Genomic DNA, 23,362 nt, shown 5'->3' on the forward strand with positions numbered 1-23,362 from the left:
TAATTATTTCATGCTACCGGGCAGTTAGCCAGTAGAGTAGCAACGAGTCAGGACTGATGAAGACGTTATCTCCCGCAGTAATCACATTGCCCTGGTGTCAGGACGCCGCTGAACGCTATTTTTCGACCTTAAGCCATCTGCCCTGGGCGATGCTGTTGCATTCAGGTCATGCCGATCATCCGCATAACCGTTTTGATATTCTGGTCGCCGACCCTGTAGCGACCCTGGTTACGCGTGCACAGGAGACTATGGTCAAGGACAGGCAAGGCATTTTGCGCACGCTTGATGACCCGATGAAAGTATTATATTCAACGCTAACCGCTCAGGCTATTCAGCCTGATTATCATCCCGACCTCCCGTTCCAGGGCGGCGCACTGGGTTTGTTTGGCTACGATCTGGGCCGCCGCTTTGAATCGCTGCCAAATATTGCCGAACGCGATATCGCCCTGCCGGATATGGGCGTCGGTATCTATGACTGGGCGTTGATTGTCGATCACCAGCTACAGACTGTATCACTGCTTAGCCATAGCGATGTGCATGCCCGTCTGGCGTGGCTCGAAAATCAACTGCCGCCGGTACGCGAGCCATTTACATTAACGTCGGCATGGCACTCGAATATGAGCCGTGAGCAATACGGCGAAAAATTTCGTCAGGTGCAGCACTATTTGCACAGCGGCGACTGCTATCAGGTCAACCTGGCCCAACGTTTTCAGGCGCAATATCAGGGAGATGAATGGCAAGCGTTTGTGCAGCTCAATCGCGCTAACCGCGCGCCATTCAGTGCGTTTATACGCCTGGAAGACGGCGCAATCCTCAGTCTGTCACCGGAACGCTTTATTCAACTGGAAGATCAGCATATCCAGACACGCCCCATCAAAGGTACGCTACCCAGACTGGACGATCCTGATGCCGATCGCCAGCAAGCCGACAAGCTGGCAAATTCGCCAAAGGATCGGGCGGAAAACCTGATGATCGTCGATTTGATGCGTAACGATATTGGCCGCGTTGCTGTACCGGGTTCGGTAAAGGTTCCGGAGCTGTTTGTGGTTGAACCGTTCCCTGCCGTTCATCATTTGGTCAGCACCATTACCGCACGTCTGCCAGAGTCATTACACGCCGCCGATCTGCTGCGTGCCGCCTTCCCTGGTGGCTCCATCACCGGCGCGCCAAAAGTGCGGGCGATGGAAATTATCGACGAACTGGAGCCGCAAAGACGCAACGCCTGGTGCGGCAGCATTGGTTATCTGAGCTTTTGCGGCAATATGGATACCAGCATCACCATTCGCACACTGACAGCCACAAACGGACAAATTTATTGCTCCGCTGGCGGTGGCATTGTTGCAGACAGTCAGGAAGACGCGGAGTATCAGGAAACGTTTGATAAAGTGAATCGTATTTTGCACCAACTGGAGAACTGACACGTGGAATACAGCAGCCTGACGCTTGATGATTTTTTATCGCGCTTCCAACTCCTGCGCCCGCAGGTCAATCATGCCGCGTTAAACCAGCGCCAGGCCGCCGTACTGATCCCTGTCGTACGCCGTGCGCAGCCGGGATTGCTGTTAACCCAGCGATCCGTTCATCTGCGCAAGCACGCCGGACAGGTCGCCTTTCCCGGCGGCGCGGTGGACAGCAGCGATGCTTCATTGATTGCCGCCGCCCTTCGCGAAGCGCAGGAAGAAGTGGCGATCCCACCTTCTTGCGTTGAGGTGATTGGCGTGCTGCCACCGGTCGACAGCGTTACCGGATTTCAGGTCACGCCAGTGGTAGGTATTATCCCGCCAAATTTACCGTATCGCGCCAGTGAGGATGAAGTGTCTGCAGTGTTCGAAATGCCGCTGGCGCAGGCCCTGCATTTAGGTCGCTATCATCCTTTGGATATCTACCGTCGCGGTGATTCACATCGTGTATGGCTTTCCTGGTATGAGCACTATTTCGTCTGGGGAATGACCGCCGGAATAATTCGTGAGCTGGCGCTGCAAATTGGCGTCAAGCCCTGACTATACTTATCTTTACGCACGCCATAGACAACTTGAAACTCAGGTCACAACATTAGTAAAACCGCGGTTATCTATTAGTTTAATTCATGTGAATAGTTAAGCCGATCGCCGCGTTCCCTCTTACACTATGCGCAGTTATAACATCGTTACTGGAAAGCCCAGTCGCCCTGTAGGAGTATTATCGTGATTAGTCTATTCGACATGTTTAAGGTGGGGATTGGTCCCTCATCTTCCCATACCGTAGGGCCTATGAAGGCGGGTAAACAGTTCGTCGATGACCTGGTCGAAAAAGGATTACTGGACAGCGTTACTCGTGTCGCCGTCGACGTGTATGGTTCACTGTCGCTCACGGGTAAAGGTCACCACACCGATATCGCCATTATTATGGGTCTGGCGGGCAATGAGCCTGCTACCGTGGATATTGACAGCATCCCCGGATTTATCCGCGACGTAGAAACGCGTGGCCGCCTGCTGCTTGCGCAGGGGCAGCACGAAGTGGATTTCCCGCAGAATGACGGCATGCGTTTTCACAACGGCAACCTGCCGCTGCATGAAAACGGGATGCAGATCCATGCGTACAATGGCGAAACCGTCATTTACAGCAAAACGTACTATTCCATTGGCGGTGGGTTCATCGTTGATGAAGAACATTTTGGTCAGGATGCAACGAATGAGGTCAGCGTACCTTATCCGTTCAAATCCGCCACTGAAATGCTGGAATACTGCAACAGCACCGGTTTGTCTCTCTCTGGCATGGTGATGCAGAACGAACTTGCGCTGCACAGTAAAAAAGAGATTGAAGAGTACTTTGGCAACGTCTGGCAGACCATGCAGGCTTGTATCGATCGTGGGATGAACACCGAAGGCGTGCTGCCGGGTCCGCTGCGCGTTCCTCGCCGTGCCTCCGCCCTGCGTCGTATGCTGGTTTCCAGCGACAAGCTCTCCAACGATCCGATGAACGTGATCGACTGGGTGAACATGTTCGCGCTGGCGGTTAACGAAGAAAACGCCGCGGGTGGTCGCGTTGTAACCGCGCCAACCAACGGTGCCTGCGGGATCGTGCCTGCAGTACTGGCCTATTACGATCATTTCATCGAGTCCGTCAGCCCGGATATCTACACCCGTTATTTCCTGGCGGCGGGGGCAATTGGTGCGTTGTACAAGATGAACGCCTCTATCTCTGGCGCCGAAGTAGGCTGTCAGGGTGAAGTCGGTGTGGCATGTTCCATGGCTGCTGCAGGTCTGGCTGAGCTACTGGGCGCGAGCCCTGAGCAAGTGTGTGTTGCTGCCGAGATCGGTATGGAGCACAACCTGGGCTTAACCTGCGATCCGGTTGCCGGACAGGTGCAGGTTCCGTGCATCGAACGTAACGCTATTGCGTCCGTGAAGGCGATTAACGCCGCACGTATGGCGATGCGCCGCACCAGCGCGCCACGCGTCTCGCTGGATAAAGTCATTGAGACCATGTACGAAACAGGTAAAGACATGAACGCCAAATACCGCGAAACGTCACGCGGTGGTTTGGCAATCAAAGTTCAATGTGACTAATACTTAATTTTCGCCCATCTGCGACGGATGGGCGAATTTGCCCCTTCTCGCTCGTCTACTGTAATTTTCCCCACTACACTTGCTCTGTTGCTGTTGGCTTCTGTGACCAACGGCTTATCGGGCGGCCCGCATGCAAACAGCACAACGGATCATTCAAAACTATCGCCGTAATCGCTTAATCGTCTGCACAATATGTGCACTACTGACGCTCATCCTCACATTAACGGTCCGATTTATTTCGGAGCGTAATATAAATCACCGTTACACCGTCACCTTTGCTAATCATGCCGTAGAGGCACTGGATGATGTGCTGCTCCCACTGCAGGCCGGGCGCGATATACTGCTCCCGTTGATTGGTCTTCCCTGCTCTGTGGCGCGTTTACCTTTGAGCAAGCATGCTGCCAGGCTACAAACAGTGCGCTCTATCAGTCTGATTCAGGGGGGGATTCTTTATTGCTCCAGTATCTTTGGCTATCGCAATGTGCCTATCCGCCAAATTCAACCTGAATTACCGAGCCAGGAGGCGCAACTGCTGTTGTCCACCGACCATTCGCTGATTAAAGGTAGTCCCATTCTGACGCAGTGGTATCCGGCCTCCGCGGATGGCGAAAATGGGGTGCTGGAAATCGTCAATATTGATTTATTATCGACCATGCTGCTGGAACCCCAGCCACCGCAAATCACCAACGCCAGTTTAACCGTCGGCAACCGCCACCTGCTCTACGGACAAGGTGTTGTCGAGACCTTGCCTGCACTGAACGATGAAAAACGTTATCAGCTTTCATCGCAACATTTTCCCTTCACGATCAGCGTCACCGGCCCTGGCGCCAGTGAATTGGCGATAAAACATCTGCCGACACAACTGCCGCTGGCGGTGATCCTGAGCCTGTTGGTGGGATACCTTGCCTGGCTGGCAACCGCCAGCAGAATGAGTTTTTCCTGGGAGATTAATCTGGCTCTCGCGGCACACGAGTTCGAGTTGTTTTGTCAGCCACTGCTGAACGCGCAGACCCAGCAATGTATGGGTGTAGAAATTCTGTTGCGCTGGAACAACCCACGTCAGGGCTGGATTTCGCCGGAAGTGTTTATTCCTATCGCCGAAGAGCACAACCTGATTGTCCCTCTTACCCGTCATGTCATCGCAGAAACCATTCAGCAACGACACGTTTTTCCGATGAGTAGCCAGTTTCATATCGGTATCAATGTTGCCGCCAGCCATTTCCGCCACGGTACGCTGTTAAAAGACCTTAATCAGTACTGGTTCAGCCAGCATCCCATCCAGCAACTTGTTATAGAACTGACCGAACGCGATGCCTTACTGGATGTGGATTATCGGATCGTCCGCGAGTTGAATCGCCTCGGCGTTAAGCTGGCGATTGACGATTTTGGTACCGGAAACAGCTCGCTTTCCTGGCTGGAAAAATTGCGCCCGGATGTGCTGAAAATTGATAAATCATTTACTTCGGCGATCGGAACCGACGCCGTGAATTCAACCGTCACAGACATCATTATCGCGCTGGGAAAAAGGCTGAATATCGAACTGGTGGCTGAAGGCGTAGAAACGCAGGCACAGGCGCAGCATTTACGCCGTCATGGCGTACATATCTTGCAGGGTTTTTTGTATGCCAAGCCGATGCCGCTTCGTGATTTTCCCAAATGGCTGGCGGGCAGCACGCCGCCACCCGCCAGGCATAACGGGCACCATATCATGCCCATTATGCCATTTCGCTAACCCCGTTTACTCGTCTTCGTCGTGAGCGGGTTGTTCTTTAACAATGCGAACTAAATCCACACGATAGTCATTAGCTTCGACAATCGTAATGCTCAGCGGTGCAACCTCAATAACATCACCTACACGCGGGATGTGACCGTTAGCCGCAATCACCAGCCCTGCTACGGTAGCGATGTCTTCGTCCTCATCCACCAGCGTATCCACGTCCAGCGCCTGTTGCAGCGCGTGCAGATCGGTTCCCCCTTTCACCAACCAGCCACCGGCGTCAGCAATGATTTCAGGGGTTTCGTCGGCATCCGGGAATTCACCTGCGATCGCTTCTAATACGTCCAGCGGTGTTACCAGCCCCTGCACCACACCAAATTCGTTAGTGACGATGACAAAGCTACCGCGGGCACGACGCAGCACGCCTAGCAGATTAATCGGGTCGAGCGTTTCCGGGACGACAATTGCCGGCGAGGCAGACGCAATCGCTGCAACATCCACACCGTCTTCCAGCGCCACCAGCAGCTCTTTAGCACGCACGATACCGATAATTTCATCAAGTTCACCGCGACACACCGGGAACAGGCTGTGTGGAGAAGAAAGCAACTGTTCGCGAATTTCCGCTACGCTCAGATCGGCGTCGACCCAACTAATTTCACCACGAGGTGTCATGATGCCGCGTAATGAACGGGATGCCAGTGAGAGAACACCGTTGATCATATAGCGTTCTTCTTCCACAAACGCGCCTTCCGGGACCGGAACAGGAACCGGATTGTCGGATTCCATCTGCACGCTGGCCTGACGTTTACCCCCCATCAGACGCAAGATTGCATCCGCAGTCCGCGCACGCAGCGGCAGAGTCGACTGGTGGCGAATAAAGTTACGACGGGCAATCTGGTTAAACAGTTCGATGATAATTGAGAAGCCAATCGCCGCATACAGATAGCCTTTCGGAATGTGGAAGCCAAACCCTTCGGCAACCAGGCTCAAACCGATCATCAGCAGGAAGCTCAGACACAGCACCACCACCGTCGGATGTTGGTTCACAAATCGCGTCAGCGGCTTCGATGCCAGCAGCATCACCGCCATCGCAATAACCACCGCCGCCATCATCACCGGCAGATGGTTGACCATACCGACTGCAGTAATGACCGCATCCAGTGAGAACACCGCATCGAGGATAACAATCTGCGTCACCACGACCCAGAAGCTCGCATAGCCTTTTGACTGCCCGGTATCATGTTCACGGTTTTCCAGCCGCTCATGCAGCTCTGTCGTAGCCTTGAACAAGAGGAAGATACCCCCCAGCAGCATAATCAGATCTCGCCCGGAAAACGCGTAGTCCATGACCGTAAACAGCGGTTTTGTCAGCGTCACCATCCACGAAATCACGGACAACAAGCCCAGACGCATAATCAGCGCCAGTGACAAACCAATGAGGCGCGCTTTATCTCGCTGTTTCGGTGGCAGCTTATCGGCAAGAATTGCAATGAAGACCAGGTTATCGATACCCAGAACAATTTCGAGAACAACAAGCGTGAGCAAACCCACCCAAATCTGCGGGTCCATTAAGAGTTCCATGACAAGCTCCTGCTTAAGGAATGATCAAACTGCGCCCTGAACATCTCAGGCGTTAAAGCAATATGCAGATAAAGTTTGTGGCAAAAAGTGCCAAACTGACAGGCTTGATACGGCCTAAAGGTGAAATGACGTCGGTGACGATCCATATGGTGGGCTACTGCCCTATACTCCTGAGTAATTAAACAGATGCTAAACATAACAGAGACAACCGGTTTTTAGCAAAGATTTACCTTCCTTTGCAATAAGTTGTTTCGGAGATATTTCACCCTTCGAAATTTCTTCTGATCGGAAGTTAAATTACGGATCTTCATCACATAAAATATTTTTTTCGATATCTAAAATAATTCACGAAAATCATAGGTTTTTCTTTGTAACCCTTATCTGAATCGATTCGATTGCGGACGAGCGATTCAAAATGCATCTTCACGTTGATGTGTTAACGATAATAAAGGAGGTAGCAAGTGACCATTGCTATTGTAATAGGCACACATGGTTGGGCTGCAGAGCAGTTACTTAAAACAGCAGAGATGTTGTTAGGCGAGCAGGAAAACGTCGGCTGGATCGATTTCGTTCCAGGCGAAAATGCCGAAACGCTGATTGAAAAGTATAACGCTCAGTTGGCAAAACTGGATACCAGTAAAGGCGTGCTGTTTCTCGTTGACACATGGGGAGGCAGCCCGTTTAACGCTGCGAGCCGCATTGTTGTCGATAAAGAGCATTATGAAGTTATCGCAGGCGTGAACATTCCCATGCTGGTAGAAACCTTCATGGCGCGTGACGACAACCCCAGCTTCGATGAATTAGTCGCACTGGCGGTTGAAACGGGTAGCGAAGGCGTAAAAGCGCTGAAAGCAAAACCTGTTGAAAAAGCCGCACCTGCCCCCGTCGCAGCACCTAAGGCAGCGGCACCCGCGAAACCGATGGGCCCGAACGACTATATGCAGATCGGCCTCGCACGTATCGATGACCGTTTAATCCATGGTCAGGTGGCAACTCGCTGGACCAAAGAAACCAACGTAACGCGCATTATCGTCGTCAGTGATGAAGTTGCTGCTGACACCGTGCGTAAGACGTTGCTGACTCAGGTCGCACCGCCAGGCGTTACCGCACATGTGGTTGATGTCGCGAAAATGATCCGCGTCTATAACAACCCGAAATACGCCGGTGAACGTGTAATGCTGCTGTTCACCAACCCGACCGATGTAGAACGCATCGTTGAAGGTGGCGTAAAAATTACCTCTGTTAACATTGGCGGCATGGCATTCCGCCAGGGGAAAACGCAGGTAAACAACGCGATTTCGGTGGATGAAAAAGACATCGAAGCCTTCAAGAAACTCAACGAACGCGGTATTGAGCTCGAAGCCCGTAAGGTTTCTACCGATCAGAAACTGAAAATGATGGATTTGATTGCCAAGGCGAAATAACCACCTGGCATTTACTTAGTTTTCACACTTAAGTCTGTATAGCAATAGGAGAAGTACAATGGAGATTACCACTCTTCAGATTGTGCTGGTGTTCATCGTCGCATGTATCGCGGGTATGGAGTCGGTACTCGATGAATTTCAGTTCCACCGTCCATTGGTGGCCTGTACGCTGATTGGTGCCGTTCTCGGGGATATGAAAACCGGTATTATCATCGGTGGTACCCTGGAAATGATCGCTCTGGGCTGGATGAACATCGGTGCTGCGGTTGCGCCTGATGCTGCACTGGCTTCCATTATCTCTACCGTTCTGGTTATTGCGGGTCACCAAAGTATCGGTGCAGGTATCGCGCTGGCGATACCACTGGCAGCAGCAGGCCAGGTTCTGACCATTATCGTTCGTACCATCACCGTAGCATTCCAGCACGCGGCGGATAAGGCGGCCGAAAACGGCAACCTGACGGCGCTCTCCTGGCTGCACGTTTCCTCCCTGTTCCTGCAGGCTATGCGTATCGCTATCCCGGCGGTAATCGTAGCGATTTCTGTCGGTACCAGTGAAGTTCAGAGCATGCTTAATGCCATTCCGGAAGTCGTGACCGGCGGCCTGAACATCGCAGGCGGTATGATCGTGGTGGTTGGTTATGCGATGGTCATCAACATGATGCGCGCAGGCTACCTGATGCCATTCTTCTACCTCGGCTTCGTCACCGCGGCATTTACTAACTTCAACCTGGTTGCTCTGGGTGTGATTGGCGCAGTAATGGCGATCCTCTACATTCAGCTGAGCCCGAAATATAACCGCGTAGCCGGTGCGCCTGCTGCGGCGGCTGGCAATAACGATCTCGATAACGAACTGGACTAGCAGGTGAGCGAAATGGTTGATATGACTAAAACTACCACCGAGAAAAAACTCACTCCGAGTGACATTCGTGGCGTGTTCATTCGTTCTAACCTGTTTCAGGGTTCATGGAACTTCGAACGTATGCAGGCGCTGGGCTTCTGTTTCTCCATGGTACCGGCTATTCGCCGCTTGTATCCGGAAAACAACGACGCCCGTAAGCAAGCTATCAAGCGTCACCTGGAATTCTTTAACACCCATCCCTATGTAGCGGCACCGGTTCTGGGCGTTACACTGGCAATGGAAGAACAGCGTGCGAATGGCGCAGAGATTGACGATGGTGCTATCAACGGTATCAAAGTTGGTCTGATGGGACCGCTGGCAGGCGTGGGCGACCCGATTTTCTGGGGTACCGTACGCCCGGTATTCGCCGCGCTGGGTGCAGGTATCGCGATGAGCGGTAGCCTGCTTGGGCCACTGCTGTTCTTTATCCTGTTCAACCTGGTACGTCTGGCAACCCGTTACTACGGCGTGGCATACGGCTACCGTAAAGGCGTAGATATCGTTAAAGATATGGGCGGCGGCTTCCTGCAGAAACTGACTGAGGGAGCGTCAATCCTCGGCCTGTTTGTCATGGGGGCCTTGGTTAACAAGTGGACGCACGTGAATATCCCACTGGTGGTCTCCACCATCACCGGTCAGGATGGCCAAACGCGCGTGACCACTGTGCAGACAATCCTTGATCAGCTGATGCCGGGCCTGGTTCCTCTGCTACTGACCTTCGCCTGTATGTGGCTTCTGCGTAAGAAAGTGAACCCACTGTGGATCATCGTTGGCTTTTTCGTCATCGGTATCGCGGGCTACGCTGTCGGCCTGCTCGGCCTGTAAGACTGTTGTACATCACCGGGGGCTTGCCCCCGGTTTTTCTATTTAGAGGGTTGAGGATTCATGACTATCACGGACCTGGTGCTGGTTCTATTTATCTTTTCGCTGCTGGCGTATGCCATTTACGATCAGTTCATCATGCCCCGCCGTAATGGCCCCACTCTACTTACTGTTGCCCTGCTTCCACGCAGTCGAGTCGACAGCGTTATCTTCATCGGTTTGATTGTTATTCTGATCTACAACAACATCACCAGCCACGGCGCGCAATTTACCACATGGTTATTATGTGCACTGGTGTTAATGGGGTTGTATCTGTTCTGGATCCGTACGCCTAAAATTATTTTCAAACAAAAAGGTTTTTTCTTCGCCAATGTCTGGATTGAATATGACCGGATTAAAGAGATGAATTTATCAGAAGACGGTGTGCTGGTGATGCAATTAGAGCAAAGACGATTGCTTATTCGCGTACGAAATATAGACGACCTGGAGAAGATATATAAACTTCTCATTTCAAACCAATAAGTTACAAATATAGCCCGAACTATGTTTTTTATATCTCAGTGAAAAACAAACATAGCTAAGGCTATATTTCTCCGCCCATATGTTATTTAATTTAACGTTTTATCTATAAATAAATCTAAATGAAAATTGTTTTCATTTAGAAGTCAAATAATATTTCTGCGTTTCTTGTTTTATATTCCAAAAATATGTTAAGGTTGCGCCCGTCGTTGGGGAGTAGCCGATTTCCAGACTCCGGAAATGTACGTGTCAACATACTCGTTGAAAAACGTGGCACGTACGGACTGAACATCACGTTTAGTCAGGCGAGACCATAGGCACATCAACTGCAATGCATATTTGAATGGCTCTGTATAGACAATGGGTCCGCTCAGTGTGCATGGTTACTGGGGGCAGTGATGTGTTTTATGGAATACCCCGGTCAGGACGCTGTTATGAATATCACCGCAACTGTTCTTCTCGCTTTCGGCATGTCGATGGATGCTTTCGCAGCATCAATTGGCAAAGGCGCCACCTTACATAAACCTAAATTCTCTGAAGCTCTGCGTACCGGCCTTATCTTTGGCGCAGTCGAGACCCTTACGCCACTGATTGGCTGGGGAATGGGGATGCTTGCCAGCAAATTCGTGCTGGAGTGGAACCACTGGATCGCCTTCATTTTGCTGATCTTTTTAGGCGGCCGAATGATAATCGAAGGCTTTCGTGACAACGATGATGAAGATGAAGAGCCGCAGCGCCGCCACGGTTTCTGGCTGCTGGTCACCACTGCCATTGCGACCAGTCTCGACGCGATGGCCGTCGGGGTGGGTCTGGCCTTCCTGCAGGTCAACATTATTGCCACTGCGCTGGCCATTGGCTGCGCCACGTTAATTATGTCCACGCTTGGCATGATGATCGGTCGTTTTATTGGCCCGATGTTGGGCAAGCGAGCTGAAATTCTGGGTGGGGTGGTGCTGATTGGTATCGGTGCCCAGATCCTCTGGGCACACTTCCACGGTTAATTCAGACGCTGCCAGATATGAATACTAAAGTCAGTCTGGCAGTCAAACTTCGTTTTCCCCGCTAACGTTTCCCACACTTCCGGCTTTGCCCGCCAGGCGAACGGCGTCATTTGCAGTAACGCAACGGCCTCGCTGCCCTGAAGCTGCATCTGATATCCCAGCGCAATACTCTGTTGCAGAACAAAACCGTCCAGTTGCTCAGTATGGGGCGCATGCAAACGCACCTCATCATAAATCAGCCCTTTCAGTTCCATTAAATGACGCGGTCCCGGCGTGGCAGTGATCACCCATCCACCCGGTTTAACCACGCGAGCCAGCTCTTGCGCTTTACAGGGCGCATAGATCCGGATGATGGCATCCATTGACTCGTCTGCGAACGGCAGACGATGGCTGGAGGCAACGCAAAAGGTCACCTGCGGATAGCGTCTGGCTGCGGCTTTAATTGCCACTTTGGAGACGTCAAGACCAAAGGTTGTACAGCCCGCCAGCACATCGGCAAACGCGTGAGTGTAGTACCCTTCCCCACAGCCGATATCCAGGATCGTCGCATCGTCTGAAATCAGCCTCTGCTTGAGCGCATCCACAATCGCATCGCGTAGCGGCTGATAGTGACCAGCATCAAGAAATGCCCGGCGCGCCTGCATCATTTCCGCACTGTCACCCGGATCGCGAGACCGCTTATGCTGAACAGGCATCAGGTTAACATATCCCTCTTTCGCCACATCAAACTGGTGTCGCTCCGGGCAGACAAAACTGTTATTCGCTTGAGTAAGAGGCTGGTGGCAAAGAGGACAGGAAAACGACATGACAACTCCGGCAGGTGGCTTAAGGGCGCAAGTGTAACGCGAATTGCGCCCTGGGAAAATAACTTACAGCGACGGCGAGGATACGCTGCTGCCGTGCATCACCAGCAGATGATCGGAGTCAGCAGGCATGCCGTCCGGTTTGACGTTTTCCAGACGCAGAACATCGCCCATAATCTGGCTGAAGACCGGCGCGGAGACGGCTCCCCCATAGTAAGCACCGTTTTGCGGGTTATTAATCACCACGACCAGCGCGAATTTTGGATCGCTCGCTGGCGCAACCCCTGCCGTATAAGCCACGTATTTATCGACATATTTACCGTCATCACCAATTTTCTTTGCCGTCCCGGTTTTCACCGCAACACGGTAATCCCTCACCGCAGCCTTGGTCCCACCGCCGCCGGGTAGCGCGACGCTTTCCATCATATGTTCAACCTGATGCACCAACGCCTCCGGCATCACCCGCGTACCTATCACTGGCGGATCGATACGCGTAATAGAAAGGGGGCGGTAAATACCAAAACTGCCGATGGTGGCATAGACATGCGCCAACTGGAGCGGCGTCACCATTAACCCGTAACCGAATGCAAAGGTCGCCCGGTCCAGATCGCTCCAGTAACGTCGCTGAGGCATTAAACCGCTACTTTCTCCGGTTAGCCCCAGCCCGGTTGGGTCGCCAAAACCAAAGCGTTTATAGGTATCCAGCAGTTTCTGTACCGGCATTGCCAGCGAAAGGTGCGACACACCGGTATCGCTTGATTTCTGCAAAATACCGGTAAGCGATAGCTCCGGGTAAAATCCGACATCGCGGATGCGATGTCCATCGAGATTAAAAGGATGGGTATCAATGACGCTATCAGGCTGCACAATCCCTTGCTGCAGAGCAGTCATGATCACCAGCGGTTTAACGGTTGAACCGGGTTCAAAGGTGTCGCTAATTGCACGGTTGCGAAAATCATCCAGCACCGCGCCATCACGGTTATTGGGATTGAAGTCGGGAAAGCTTGCCATCGACAGGATTTCGCCGGTGGCAATATTGACCAGCACCGCGGCTCCAGATTCCGCTTTATTCCATGTTACGGCATTATCCAGCGCATCTTCAGTCACCGTCTGCAAGCGCTCATCAATACTGAGCTGCAATTCGTGCGCGGGGACCGGCATCACTTCCGTGATATTTTCAATCACATGCCCGAACTTGTCTTTGCGCACAAGGCGAGAGCCGGGTTTACCCATCAACTGGCTGTTGAAACTTTTCTCCAGGCCTTCAATACCTTGTCCATCAATGTTTGTAAAGCCGATAAGATTTGCCGCCACATGACCTGCGGGATAGAAACGGCGGGATTCTTCGCGCAGATTAATCCCCGGGAGATTAAGATCATCGACCCACTGCGCCTGCTGAGGAGAGATCTGGCGCGCCAGATAAATAAAGCGGCCAGCTGGATTGCTGTTAACACGTTCAGCCAGCGTGCTGAGTGAAATATGCAGGGTCTTCGCCAATGCCTGCCAGCGTTCGTTATAGCCAACGCCACCTTTGCTGACAATCGTCTTCGGATCGGCCCAAACTGCATTCACCGGCACGCTTACTGCGAGAGGACGTCCTTCTCTGTCGGTAATCATCCCACGCGGTGAGGCGATTGTGACTTCACGTAACGAACGCATATCCTCCTGCTTGACCAGGCTCGTTGGGGTGACAATTTGTAACCACGCAACCCGACCAAGCAACAATCCCAGACTCAACAGTATTGCCACACAAAGCAGGGCAAAACGTACGGGAGTAAAATTGCGCGCATCGCCGTCGTTTTTCTTTTTCACCGGGGCTCCAGCAAGATAGTTTTTCAGGTGACTGATTTAACGGGAATTGCCGGGAGAAAGCGGGAAAAACAATGCTACGAACATCGCGCCTTTGCAACAAAGCGCTAATGGAGAGGCATTCAGAAATATTTTGACGTAATTTGAATTAAAAAGCCCCGCATAAGCGAGGCTTTATATCTGAATTGGTTGCGCCTGAGCGCTTCAAATCAGTGGTATCGATCAGATAGCTGTTACGTTAACAGCAGCCGGACCTTTCTGGCCGTCCTGAATTTCGAACTCAACGTTCTGGCCTTCAGCCAGAGTTTTGAAGCCGTTACCCTGGATAGCGGAGAAGTGTACGAACACATCTTTGCTGCCATCAGCCGGGGTAATGAAACCAAAACCTTTAGACTCGTTGAACCACTTAACTTGACCTTTAATCTTTGCCATTTGCAAAATTCCTTAGAGTATTTTCTTCGCCCGCAGGCATAACATAGATAAAACTGAGACATTACTGCTTGAGGCACTAATATAAGGTTCGGCAGAGAAGCGGTATTCAACGTCAACGTGTTTACTCAGGACTTCTTTACTGAAAATGCCACACATAAACAGAACTGTACCTCGTTTAACCCAAACCGTGTTATCACATACAACGTTAATAATGGCAAGCCATTTTTAAACGTGTCTCGATCGGTCGCACAAATCCCACAGTTCATCAAACAACAACTGCACAGTTATGCGCCAGGCCGAGTAGAGATATATCCTCGCCTCTCTCCCCTTGCCCCGGCTGGCCTGCGCCGTAGCAGGGACTTTTCTACCATAGCTCATCAGGTTCAACTGTTCCAGATTATCTGTCACAGCCTCTGCCAGATATCATTTTTTATGCTTAGTAATGCATAAAATATCACAAGCGTAAAAATGAGACCGGCATTCTGGTTTTGCACCAAAATAATGAAAGAATGATGACAATGCACAAAAAAAGTAAGAGAAACGTTTCGCTGATAATAAAACGATCGGTATCACAAAAATGACACAATCATATTATTAATCTATGGATAATTATATTTATGTCAAACCAGAGATAAGATATTAATTGGTCAGAGCATCTGGAAAAACGCAGGTTCCACGTGTGTCGGCGCAGTAATTGCCGGATTGTTGCAGAAGAAAATAATCTGATGTCGTTGACGACAGGATGAAGCATCTGAGAATAGCATCTACAGACTCTCACCCTGTCTTTCTGTTTACTACCGTTCGGCTACCAGACGAATGATGTCATCATCTTCATCCTGAGTTTGCACCGCGGTAGGCTCTTCTGCTTTTTCCGGTTCGTTAGCTTCACAAAGACGACGGAGCAATGCGTTCTGTCGTTTTTGCTGCTCCAACAACGCCTCAAGCAGTTCAATCTGCTCGTTAGTACGCGAACTTGCCCGATTGATGAAAAACCACAATACAAGCCCGATTACCAGAACCACCACCGATACCACTAAAGACGCAAAACTCAACGCGCCAGAATTCAAAACTTCGTTCATTTCACCACCTCAATGTAGACAGCGTAGTTTACCATTGCCGCACAAGAAGGTAATCAACTGTTACTGAAATGCGCTTACCAGGGAATAAATTTATTGATGGCGCAAATTCCGCTGAAAAATTGTACGTCCTGATCGCACATGATGTTGAACACCTGAGCCCACATCAGTATGCATACCAGCACGACAACTATCAGGACCACCCATCGAATTTTTTTCACTCCAACTCCACTCTCCGAATCTACAACCTATGTTGATAAATTATCATGAGTTACCTAAACCCTAAGTTAACTGTAACGGCATTAAATGTTTTTAGGAATGATTCACTTGTTTCATCCCATGTACAGGCTAATCTAATAATAACGAGAAAAGATAAGAGGTTGTAATGCGTTTGATTATCCGCGCTATTGTATTGCTCGCTCTGGTTTGGATCGGTTTATTACTGAGTGGCTACGGCGTTTTGATAGGAAGTAAGGAGACTGCGGCAGGTCTGGGCCTGCAATGTCAATATCTGACCGCCCGCGGGACCAGCACCGCGCAATACGTCCATACCAACAGCGGCATCATTGGCCTGTCAGATTGCCCCCTGTTGAGGAAAAGCACCGTCGTTATCGATAATGGTTAATATAGCAGCAAAAAATCAGTACGTTATTCGCTCCGGCGACGACGGCAGATCGTAAAAAACCCGATACGCCGTATCGGGTTTTCTGCGTATCGCAACACGTCAAAATTAGAACGGGTAATCGTTATAACCCATTTGCTCTGAAATCTTACGCGCTGCGGTGTGCAGCATTTCGACATATTCGTGCAAACGTTCTTCAGAAAAACGCAGCGTCGGGAATGAGATGCTCAGACCCGCAATGACCACGCCGAAACGATCAAACACCGGTACCCCGATACAGCGCAGTCCTTCTTCCTGCTCTTCGTTGTCTTCGCCATAGCCCTGCTCACGGACTTTATCGAGTAATACCAGCAATTCATCAGTGTTAGTGATTGTCCGATCTGTACTGCGTTTGTACTCAATACCATCCAGAATTTGCTTCACTTCATCGCGGTCGCGCCATGCCAGCAGCACTTTACCAATGGCGGTGCTGTACAGCGGATTACGACGACCCACGCGGGAATACATGCGCAAATTGTACATCGAGTCGATTTTATGGATGTAGACAATGCTGTCTTCATCCAGCGCACCGAGGTGTACTGTTTCCTTGGTCAGACGTGAAAGTTCGCGCATCTGGATGTCAGCGCTACGGATCAGATCAACGTTCTGTAATGCACGCGCACCCAGTTCAAATAATTTCAGGGTCAGGGAATACTTCTCAGACTCGCCTTCTTGTGCCACATAACCCAGCGTTTTCATGGTCTGCAAAAAGCGATAAACGGTGCTTTTTGACATCATGACGCGTTGTGACAATTCGGTAATACCAATTTCGCGCTCTTCACCCAGCGCCTGCAGGATGCCAAAAACCTTCAGCACGGAAGATACAGAATCGGGTTGTTTATCCAGATCTGCGATAGCCATTTACCACCTCATTGCGAGTGTTTTATAAAAATCAGAACCGGTTTTTATTATAATTTCACGTACCTGCCGTCGCAATCTGTCTTTGCTCACTTAGTTACAAATCTGCGACCTAACGCCTGAATATCAATGCTAAAATTATTATTCTCATCATAATTTCCGACAAAATTGACTTCCTATGGAAAAAATTCAGGCCGATGGCCTGCCATTGCCCCAGCGATATGGTGCAATTTTAACCATTGTTATTGGCATCTCTATGGCAGTACTGGACGGCGCAATTGCTAACGTTGCCCTGCCGACGATTGCCACCGATCTTCAGGCCTCCGCGGCCAGTTCAATCTGGGTCGTTAACGCCTACCAAATTGCGATTGTCGTATCACTCCTGTCACTCTCATTTCTGGGTGATATGTTTGGCTACCGACGCATATACAAGTGCGGACTGGTGGTATTTCTGCTCGCATCACTTTTCTGTGCCCTCTCCGATTCGCTGCACATGCTAACACTGGCGCGTGTGGCTCAGGGTTTCGGCGGAGCGGCATTGATGAGCGTGAATACAGCACTCATTCGCCTGATTTATCCGCAGCGTCAGCTTGGACGAGGCATGGGAATCAACTCCTTTATCGTGGCGGTTTCCTCAGCAGCAGGCCCGACGATTGCGGCAGCGATCCTGTCAATTGCCTCGTGGAAATGGTTGTTTCTGATTAACGTGCCATTGGGTATTATCGCGTTACTGCTGGCCATGCGCTTCCTGCCACCTAATACACCGCGTAGCAATAAGCCACGTTTTGATCTGCCCAGCGCGGTGATGAATGCGCTAACGTTTGGCTTGCTAATCACCGCACTTAGCGGTTTTGCACAAGGGCAATCGCTTAAGTTAATTGGTGCTGAGCTCGTAGGGCTCATCGTGGTCGGTTTCTTCTTTATCCGCCGTCAGCTCGCGCTACCGGTACCATTATTACCGGTTGACCTGCTGCGCATTCCGCTGTTTTCACTCTCGATTTGCACGTCAATCTGTTCATTTAGCGCACAAATGCTGGCGATGGTTTCCCTGCCCTTCTTTCTACAAACTGTGCTCGGTCGTAACGAAGTAGAAACGGGCCTGCTATTGACCCCATGGCCGCTGGCAACCATGGTGATGGCGCCACTGGCCGGGTATCTTATCGAACGCGTCCACGCGGGGTTATTGGGTGCGCTGGGTATGGTCGTGATGGCAAGCGGGTTGTTTTCGCTGGTGCTGCTGCCCGCTTCGCCCTCCGATTATAATATCATCTGGCCGATGATATTGTGCGGCGCAGGCTTTGGTCTATTCCAGTCACCGAATAACCACACCATTATCACCTCTGCGCCGCGTGAGCGCAGCGGCGGGGCGAGCGGTATGCTGGGAACGGCGCGCCTGTTAGGGCAAAGTACCGGCGCAGCGCTGGTGGCATTGATGCTCAATCAGTTTGGCGATAATGGAACACATATATCTCTGATAACTGCGGGTGTACTGGCAACGGTTGCTGCCATAGTGAGCGGCCTGCGTATCACGCAGCCGCGTGCATAAACGCCAGGCCCGGCAACACTTCGCCGGGCCTGGCGTCATTTATTATTCGCGTAACGATTCCGATGTCACCACTCCGGCTGGTACATAGGATTGGACGGATCGTCGGTATCTCCCATTATACAATCTGAAAAAAACTCCAGACTAAATCCTGAAGTGGCTAACTGCATCAATTTACGCTGCTCATCCGTTAAATTCGCTGTTGGGTCGAGTTCTTCTGCTGAAACAGCATCATCTGCAGAAACTGGCGTTGAGCTGATGGTCATGTCGCTCATGATAAATACCTATTTCAGGAACTCTTTTTGGGTTTCCAGTAGAGCTTCTATCGTCGACGACAATACCTTGGTCAGGTTATTGAAGATGGTATTAGCCTGGCTTAATTTTTCTGACATAACTTGTGACTGACTTTCTACTGTACTGGACATCGTGTTCATCGAGTTTTCCCACTCGTTAAACATACCGCTGCTGATAGTGACAGCTGCGCTGTTAGTATAATCCCAATCTGCACCTGTAGAAATACACACGTCAGTGCGTTCAGAGCTATTACCCATTTTATAAGATTCAGCCTGAATAACCAGAGGCTCTGTGACATGCACCGTAGAGCCGTTACTTAAGCCGTCCTCAGGTGAAGGTGTCAGTAAGCTTGTTGGGATTAAAAGGTAGTCAGATGGATCAGAACCACCTCTATCTTTTATAATCACGGCTGTATAACCTTCAGGTACATACCATCCCGCAATATCCAAGAGAACTGGATTTACATACGTTAAGTCCTCAGCTGTTGGCATCATATAATAATACTTTTCAGTTGTGTCACCACCAGAGTAATGCTCATAATCATACGAATTCTTCGTATCGCCATAATACCGCTCGTCGGCAATCAGTTGTTGCGGTAGCAACGAGCTTGCAGGTGGATTTGTTGGTGCCCCAATATTGAATGGGTTGTCTTTACCGATTGTACCGTTTCCATATAAACCTACTGTAGAATCTATTGCGTCACGAATCGGTTGTAGATCAGGGTAGACATACAGGCTATAAGTGCCATCGGCTTCCATCACCAAATAAAGCCGACAGTCCTCTTCTGGTGGTTCATTAAGATTAGCAACCGAATCAACCATCGTAATATTATCTATATCATCTCCAGGGTTACCTGTATTCATTTTCCCATCAGATCCTGCCTCTTCATGCGTTGCAATAACAAGCTGATCGGTTAACTCCAGTTGTGTAGCCCAATAATAGACTCCCTGGGCATCTAATCCGCGGATAGCCACAGGTCCGCGTTCAGGATAGGGGCCGGAAGTCGTTTCAGGGTTAATGGGCGTCAGGTTGATATTACCGTTGGCATCATATATCCCCCACCCATCAATTATGGCATTGAGTTCCTCCATTACACTGCTCATCTCAATTTTCATTTTATCGTCGCTATTGGAGACAAATGCCACCATCCGCGCTTTAAAGCTGTTAACATCATTGAGAAATTCAACGCTTTGATTAGCAAGATCGGTATATACATCCATATAATCCGTTTGCAGCCCAGCAAGCTCAGTACTAACATCCGCATAAATTTCCCAGTCACTCTCGGGATAATTCACCCCATTGCCATGATCGTTATCATTTGACCAGATAGAGGTGCTGAAATCGATATCATCATCAATCTTGCCATCACCGTCCTTATCCATGTTTTTGTCGAAAGTGATGTCCCAGAGTGCCCCCCCAGCAGCGGAGTCCTCTAAAGATTCTCCCACGCTCTTTTCGCTTGAAACACCAGTGCTCATGAACCGAGAGAGAGACGATTTCAATACGGCCTGTGCAGGAGCCGTATCGATAAGGATCCCTTTGTTGAGCAGCTGATGATACTGTTCAGAATAGACTGCCAGTTTTTCTGTCAATATATCAATTACCTGCTGGCGTCGCGTACCCGTTTCTGCAGTGTTGGCAGTTGTCGAAGCTTGTACCACCTCAGGCGATGAAGAAACCGCATCCGTGGTTGTACATAGAGTTGAAAATGAAATTTGTCCTGCTGTTGTGATACTTGTAGACATCGTATCTTTCCCTGAAAGGTGTGCAACGTTTTAGCTACCTGACATCCCGGCAAGCGTATCCTGAGATTGCACATAATGAAGCAATTGTATGTTGCTGGTAATTGCAAGTTTCTGCATCGCGTTGTGCTTATGTACCGCAACCGTACAGACTGAACGCTTGAGAAGGTTTGCAATCTCCTTTACCCGCATGCCTCGTGCATACAAGCGAATAATTTCGAGTTCTCTCGAAGTTAACTGGGACTGCTGTTGAGCATAACCAGTAGTTATATCCGTCTGTTGGATCCGCGGAGAAGAATAAAAGCGCTTTGCCACCAAATCAGATAATGCTTTTGGCAGACAACGTTCCAAATCATCTTTCTTGCTGATTAACGCGTGTACCCCTGACGCCCGGAGACGGCGGAGCGTGGGAGTAAACGTGTAGTTTTCACTTACCAGCGCAATCAGCTTGAGTTCCGGTGCTACCTTTTGAATTCTCGAGATATAGTGACTGGCATCATTATTATTTTGACAGTCAAAAGATACATCAACAATCAACACTAAATTTTTATCATCGCACTTGCCTGATAACGCGTGAATCAATTCATTTCGCGAATGAGTTACAAATGCAATATCCGCATACCCGGCAAGTAAGCTGCGTAATCCTGTAATAACAATCGGTTCATCACTGGCAACCGCAACGGAGAGTCGGGAATGTAGGAATTTATGGGACATACTCGATTCCTTCTTATGCAAACGCTAATCAATCCTTAATTAGCTAAAAATAAATTATTTACGATAATTTCATGCAGGGCAACGCAACTCAAATTATTTATTCTAACTTTAGAATTAAAAACACATTAAATCATTTCATTAATGAATAGCTTTATACTCATTTATCACATTTTTAATATATTTATGTGTCTCATTAAACGGAGGGATTTGATTGTTATACTTTGAAACGTTCCCCTCTCCCGCATTATATGCGGCCAGAACCAGTTCGGGATTACTTCTATAGCGTTTCGTCAATTCCGAGAGCAAATAAGTGCCAAGATGAATATTCATCTCAGGATCAGATAATCTATGCTTTTCGAGAGAATAGCCCAATGCTAAAGACAGGCGATTCGCTGTATCAGGCATCAATTGCATTAAACCCACAGCGCCTTTTGCCGAGATAATGTCCGGATTAAATCCAGACTCAACGGCCATAACCGCCTTAACGAGATACGGATCGACACCATACTGCCTGGCATAGTGGCCGATAACCTTATCGTAACGACCATTTGCCATCTGTGTCGTAAACTGACGCCGCGGTGAGGAACGTGATATGCGAATGGCGGAATTGGCTTTCGTGGCCTGCCAGCGTTGCACGGCATCATTTTTAGCGATAGCGCAACGCCGCCCCTTGTTTGATGTTCGTTGCTGTTCGACATACATGATTCCCTGAGCATCTTCATAACACCACTGCGCTGCCATCGCAGGAGGCATGCAACAACACAGTAAAACAAATATACTATGGCGCATTTCCATCCCCTTCCTTGTTTGTTTCCGCATTTTCTTTATCGCATTTAACATCAACCGCCATCTCTCCTGGCACGTCATTCTGAGGAATATCATCTTTCCATGCTTGTTCCATCTGCTCTAGCCAGGTCAGTAAGCGCATTATTTCATCAATACTGCTGCTATCAATAAAAGTATAAATTTTTGCCGTCTTAAAAATTCTTCGTGCCAGCGAAATATTGCGAATAACAGGGATATTGTTTTTTTCCGCGAAAGCAATAACCGCAACAGCACGAGAGTTTTTCTCGACAACTGAAATAAAAGGCAAGCCAATTACCGTGGGATTAAAATAAATTCCCAATGCGATATGCGTCGGGTTAGCCAACACCATTTTTGAAGTCAATATATTTGCTTTAGTCTGTTCAGAAAGCAATTCACGATGCAACTGCTTACGCGCGCTTTTAATGTGTTGATCACCTTCATTATTTTTATACTCTTGCTTTATTTCTTGTTTGGTCATCATCAAATCTTTAATATATAAATAAAAATCAACCAAAGCATCAAACGCCATAATAATTAAAAACGGCAACAAGGTATAACAAAAAAGCAATGGCATCAGCCCACGCCACACATTAATAAAATGCTGGATCCCGCCAGTCGGTATAGTAAATAATCGAGCATGATATTTTATAATAAAAACACTAAACCCAGTGAGTGCCATCCCAAGATACAAAATAGCTTTTACACTGTCTTTCAGCCCCCTGATACTGAATATTTCTTTAAATCCTTTTATTGGATTAATAGCATTCAGATCCAATCGAATCGCCTCCGACGCCATTTTAAAACGTGTTTGTATCAATGTCATCAGTGCCGAAGTGAAAACAGAAATCAGGGCAATACCAGAGATAATTTTAAACGCTGTTGTAAATACCAGTCGCGCATATTCTCCCGTTGATAGCATGAAACCACTACTGACGAATAAATCGAAATAAAATGTCAACTCCCTCGCATTGATGGTCATCCATACAAAAGATGAGACCGCAATTAACGTAAGTAGCCCTACAAAATCTCGGCTAAGAAACATCTGTCCCTTTTTAGCAGAATCCTCTTTCTTCTTATGTGTTGGCTGTTCTGTTTTTTCTTCACTCATTATAC

The 23,362-nt window shown here is 49.4% G+C and carries 25 protein-coding genes and 1 riboswitch; of the genes, 11 read left to right on the forward strand and 14 right to left on the reverse strand.

Annotated features, from left to right (window positions below; genetic code table 11):
• Positions 1-56 precede the first annotated feature (56 nt).
• From pabB to FDX24_RS04625, 4 genes are all read left to right on the forward strand, one after another.
• Positions 57-1,418, forward strand: coding sequence for an aminodeoxychorismate synthase component 1 (gene pabB / locus FDX24_RS04610; RefSeq protein WP_161958609.1), 1,362 nt, complete (start codon positions 57-59; stop codon positions 1,416-1,418).
• A 3-nt stretch (positions 1,419-1,421) separates the two neighbouring features.
• On the forward strand, positions 1,422-2,000 hold the full coding sequence (locus tag FDX24_RS04615) for a CoA pyrophosphatase (protein ID WP_048211408.1): 579 nt from the start codon (positions 1,422-1,424) through the stop codon (positions 1,998-2,000).
• Between the two features lie 183 nt (positions 2,001-2,183).
• Positions 2,184-3,548, forward strand: coding sequence for an L-serine ammonia-lyase (sdaA, locus tag FDX24_RS04620; protein ID WP_048211407.1), 1,365 nt, complete (start codon positions 2,184-2,186; stop codon positions 3,546-3,548).
• A gap of 130 nt (positions 3,549-3,678) precedes the next feature.
• On the forward strand, positions 3,679-5,280 hold the full coding sequence (locus FDX24_RS04625) for an EAL domain-containing protein (RefSeq protein WP_137363884.1): 1,602 nt from the start codon (positions 3,679-3,681) through the stop codon (positions 5,278-5,280).
• 6 nt (positions 5,281-5,286) lie between these two features.
• On the opposite strand, the gene yoaE is transcribed toward FDX24_RS04625, so the two are convergent.
• Together yoaE and FDX24_RS23815 are read right to left on the reverse strand one after the other, a co-directional pair.
• Positions 5,287-6,846 carry a CNNM family cation transport protein YoaE gene (gene yoaE, locus FDX24_RS04630; RefSeq protein ID WP_048211405.1) on the reverse strand — a complete coding sequence of 520 codons (1,560 nt, stop codon included), beginning with the start codon at positions 6,844-6,846 and terminating at the stop codon, positions 5,287-5,289.
• The gene (locus FDX24_RS23815) at positions 6,834-7,043 is read right to left on the reverse strand and encodes a hypothetical protein (protein WP_071887353.1); all 210 of its coding nucleotides are present in this window, start codon (positions 7,041-7,043) and stop codon (positions 6,834-6,836) included. Before FDX24_RS23815 ends, yoaE begins: the two co-directional genes overlap by 13 nt.
• Positions 7,044-7,307: 264 nt before the next feature.
• On the opposite strand from FDX24_RS23815, the gene manX reads away from it, so the two are divergent.
• From manX to mntP, 5 genes are all read left to right on the forward strand, one after another.
• Positions 7,308-8,270: a PTS mannose transporter subunit IIAB gene (gene manX, locus FDX24_RS04635; protein ID WP_005122176.1), complete on the forward strand. Its 963-nt coding sequence runs from the start codon at positions 7,308-7,310 to the stop codon at positions 8,268-8,270.
• 58 nt (positions 8,271-8,328) lie between these two features.
• Positions 8,329-9,129 carry a PTS mannose/fructose/sorbose transporter subunit IIC gene (locus FDX24_RS04640; RefSeq protein ID WP_003021004.1) on the forward strand — a complete coding sequence of 267 codons (801 nt, stop codon included), beginning with the start codon at positions 8,329-8,331 and terminating at the stop codon, positions 9,127-9,129.
• A gap of 12 nt (positions 9,130-9,141) precedes the next feature.
• A complete protein-coding gene (locus FDX24_RS04645; protein ID WP_003833769.1) occupies positions 9,142-9,993 on the forward strand; it encodes a PTS mannose transporter subunit IID in 852 nt (283 codons plus the stop codon).
• Between the two features lie 60 nt (positions 9,994-10,053).
• Positions 10,054-10,512 (forward strand): DUF986 family protein, encoded by a 459-nt coding sequence (locus FDX24_RS04650; RefSeq protein ID WP_005122172.1) that lies wholly within the window; start codon positions 10,054-10,056, stop codon positions 10,510-10,512.
• Positions 10,513-10,708: 196 nt separating this feature from the next.
• Positions 10,709-10,937, forward strand: a riboswitch (yybP-ykoY riboswitch).
• A gap of 6 nt (positions 10,938-10,943) precedes the next feature.
• Positions 10,944-11,510, forward strand: coding sequence for a manganese efflux pump MntP (gene mntP / locus FDX24_RS04655; RefSeq protein WP_115602405.1), 567 nt, complete (start codon positions 10,944-10,946; stop codon positions 11,508-11,510).
• On the opposite strand, the gene rlmA is transcribed toward mntP, so the two are convergent.
• The 6 genes from rlmA to mgrB form a co-directional block, all read right to left on the reverse strand.
• Positions 11,507-12,316 carry a 23S rRNA (guanine(745)-N(1))-methyltransferase gene (rlmA, locus tag FDX24_RS04660; protein ID WP_137363885.1) on the reverse strand — a complete coding sequence of 270 codons (810 nt, stop codon included), beginning with the start codon at positions 12,314-12,316 and terminating at the stop codon, positions 11,507-11,509. The genes mntP and rlmA overlap by 4 nt on opposite strands.
• A 63-nt stretch (positions 12,317-12,379) precedes the next feature.
• A complete protein-coding gene (gene ftsI / locus FDX24_RS04665) occupies positions 12,380-14,125 on the reverse strand; it encodes a peptidoglycan glycosyltransferase FtsI (RefSeq protein ID WP_101742622.1) in 1,746 nt (581 codons plus the stop codon).
• 219 nt (positions 14,126-14,344) lie between these two features.
• Positions 14,345-14,554, reverse strand: coding sequence for a transcription antiterminator/RNA stability regulator CspE (gene cspE / locus FDX24_RS04670; protein WP_001062678.1), 210 nt, complete (start codon positions 14,552-14,554; stop codon positions 14,345-14,347).
• A 12-nt stretch (positions 14,555-14,566) separates the two neighbouring features.
• Entirely contained in the window at positions 14,567-14,710 is a 144-nt protein-coding gene (locus tag FDX24_RS04675) for a DUF2627 domain-containing protein (RefSeq protein ID WP_003034983.1), read from the reverse strand.
• 638 nt (positions 14,711-15,348) lie between these two features.
• A complete protein-coding gene (locus tag FDX24_RS04680; protein ID WP_061068060.1) occupies positions 15,349-15,633 on the reverse strand; it encodes a YebO family protein in 285 nt (94 codons plus the stop codon).
• A gap of 74 nt (positions 15,634-15,707) precedes the next feature.
• Positions 15,708-15,851, reverse strand: coding sequence for a PhoP/PhoQ regulator MgrB (gene mgrB / locus FDX24_RS04685; protein ID WP_003034977.1), 144 nt, complete (start codon positions 15,849-15,851; stop codon positions 15,708-15,710).
• Between the two features lie 164 nt (positions 15,852-16,015).
• Here mgrB and FDX24_RS04690 point away from each other — a divergent pair, with 164 nt between their 5' ends.
• On the forward strand, positions 16,016-16,255 hold the full coding sequence (locus FDX24_RS04690) for a YobH family protein (protein ID WP_061068061.1): 240 nt from the start codon (positions 16,016-16,018) through the stop codon (positions 16,253-16,255).
• Positions 16,256-16,360: 105 nt separating this feature from the next.
• Here the strand turns inward: FDX24_RS04690 and kdgR are convergent, their stop codons facing one another.
• Positions 16,361-17,152, reverse strand: a complete 792-nt coding sequence (gene kdgR, locus FDX24_RS04695) for a DNA-binding transcriptional regulator KdgR (protein ID WP_005120190.1) — start codon at positions 17,150-17,152, stop codon at positions 16,361-16,363.
• Positions 17,153-17,327: 175 nt separating this feature from the next.
• Between kdgR and FDX24_RS04700 the strand changes: the two genes are divergently transcribed.
• Positions 17,328-18,695 carry an MFS transporter gene (locus FDX24_RS04700; RefSeq protein ID WP_115601885.1) on the forward strand — a complete coding sequence of 456 codons (1,368 nt, stop codon included), beginning with the start codon at positions 17,328-17,330 and terminating at the stop codon, positions 18,693-18,695.
• Positions 18,696-18,760: 65 nt separating this feature from the next.
• On the opposite strand, the gene FDX24_RS04705 is transcribed toward FDX24_RS04700, so the two are convergent.
• From FDX24_RS04705 to FDX24_RS04725, 5 genes are all read right to left on the reverse strand, one after another.
• Positions 18,761-18,967, reverse strand: coding sequence for a hypothetical protein (locus FDX24_RS04705; RefSeq protein WP_115601884.1), 207 nt, complete (start codon positions 18,965-18,967; stop codon positions 18,761-18,763).
• Between the two features lie 9 nt (positions 18,968-18,976).
• The gene (locus FDX24_RS04710; protein ID WP_137363886.1) at positions 18,977-20,731 is read right to left on the reverse strand and encodes an IpaD/SipD/SspD family type III secretion system needle tip protein; all 1,755 of its coding nucleotides are present in this window, start codon (positions 20,729-20,731) and stop codon (positions 18,977-18,979) included.
• 30 nt (positions 20,732-20,761) lie between these two features.
• Entirely contained in the window at positions 20,762-21,442 is a 681-nt protein-coding gene (locus FDX24_RS04715; protein ID WP_101742616.1) for a response regulator transcription factor, read from the reverse strand.
• A gap of 138 nt (positions 21,443-21,580) precedes the next feature.
• The gene (locus FDX24_RS04720; RefSeq protein WP_137363887.1) at positions 21,581-22,231 is read right to left on the reverse strand and encodes a lytic transglycosylase domain-containing protein; all 651 of its coding nucleotides are present in this window, start codon (positions 22,229-22,231) and stop codon (positions 21,581-21,583) included.
• On the reverse strand, positions 22,221-23,357 hold the full coding sequence (locus tag FDX24_RS04725) for an EscU/YscU/HrcU family type III secretion system export apparatus switch protein (protein WP_137363888.1): 1,137 nt from the start codon (positions 23,355-23,357) through the stop codon (positions 22,221-22,223). Before FDX24_RS04725 ends, FDX24_RS04720 begins: the two co-directional genes overlap by 11 nt.
• Positions 23,358-23,362: the final 5 nt, after the last annotated feature.

It is taken from the genome of Citrobacter sp. wls716, assembly GCF_005280975.1.
GTDB classification, from domain to species: Bacteria; Pseudomonadota; Gammaproteobacteria; order Enterobacterales; family Enterobacteriaceae; genus Citrobacter; species Citrobacter youngae.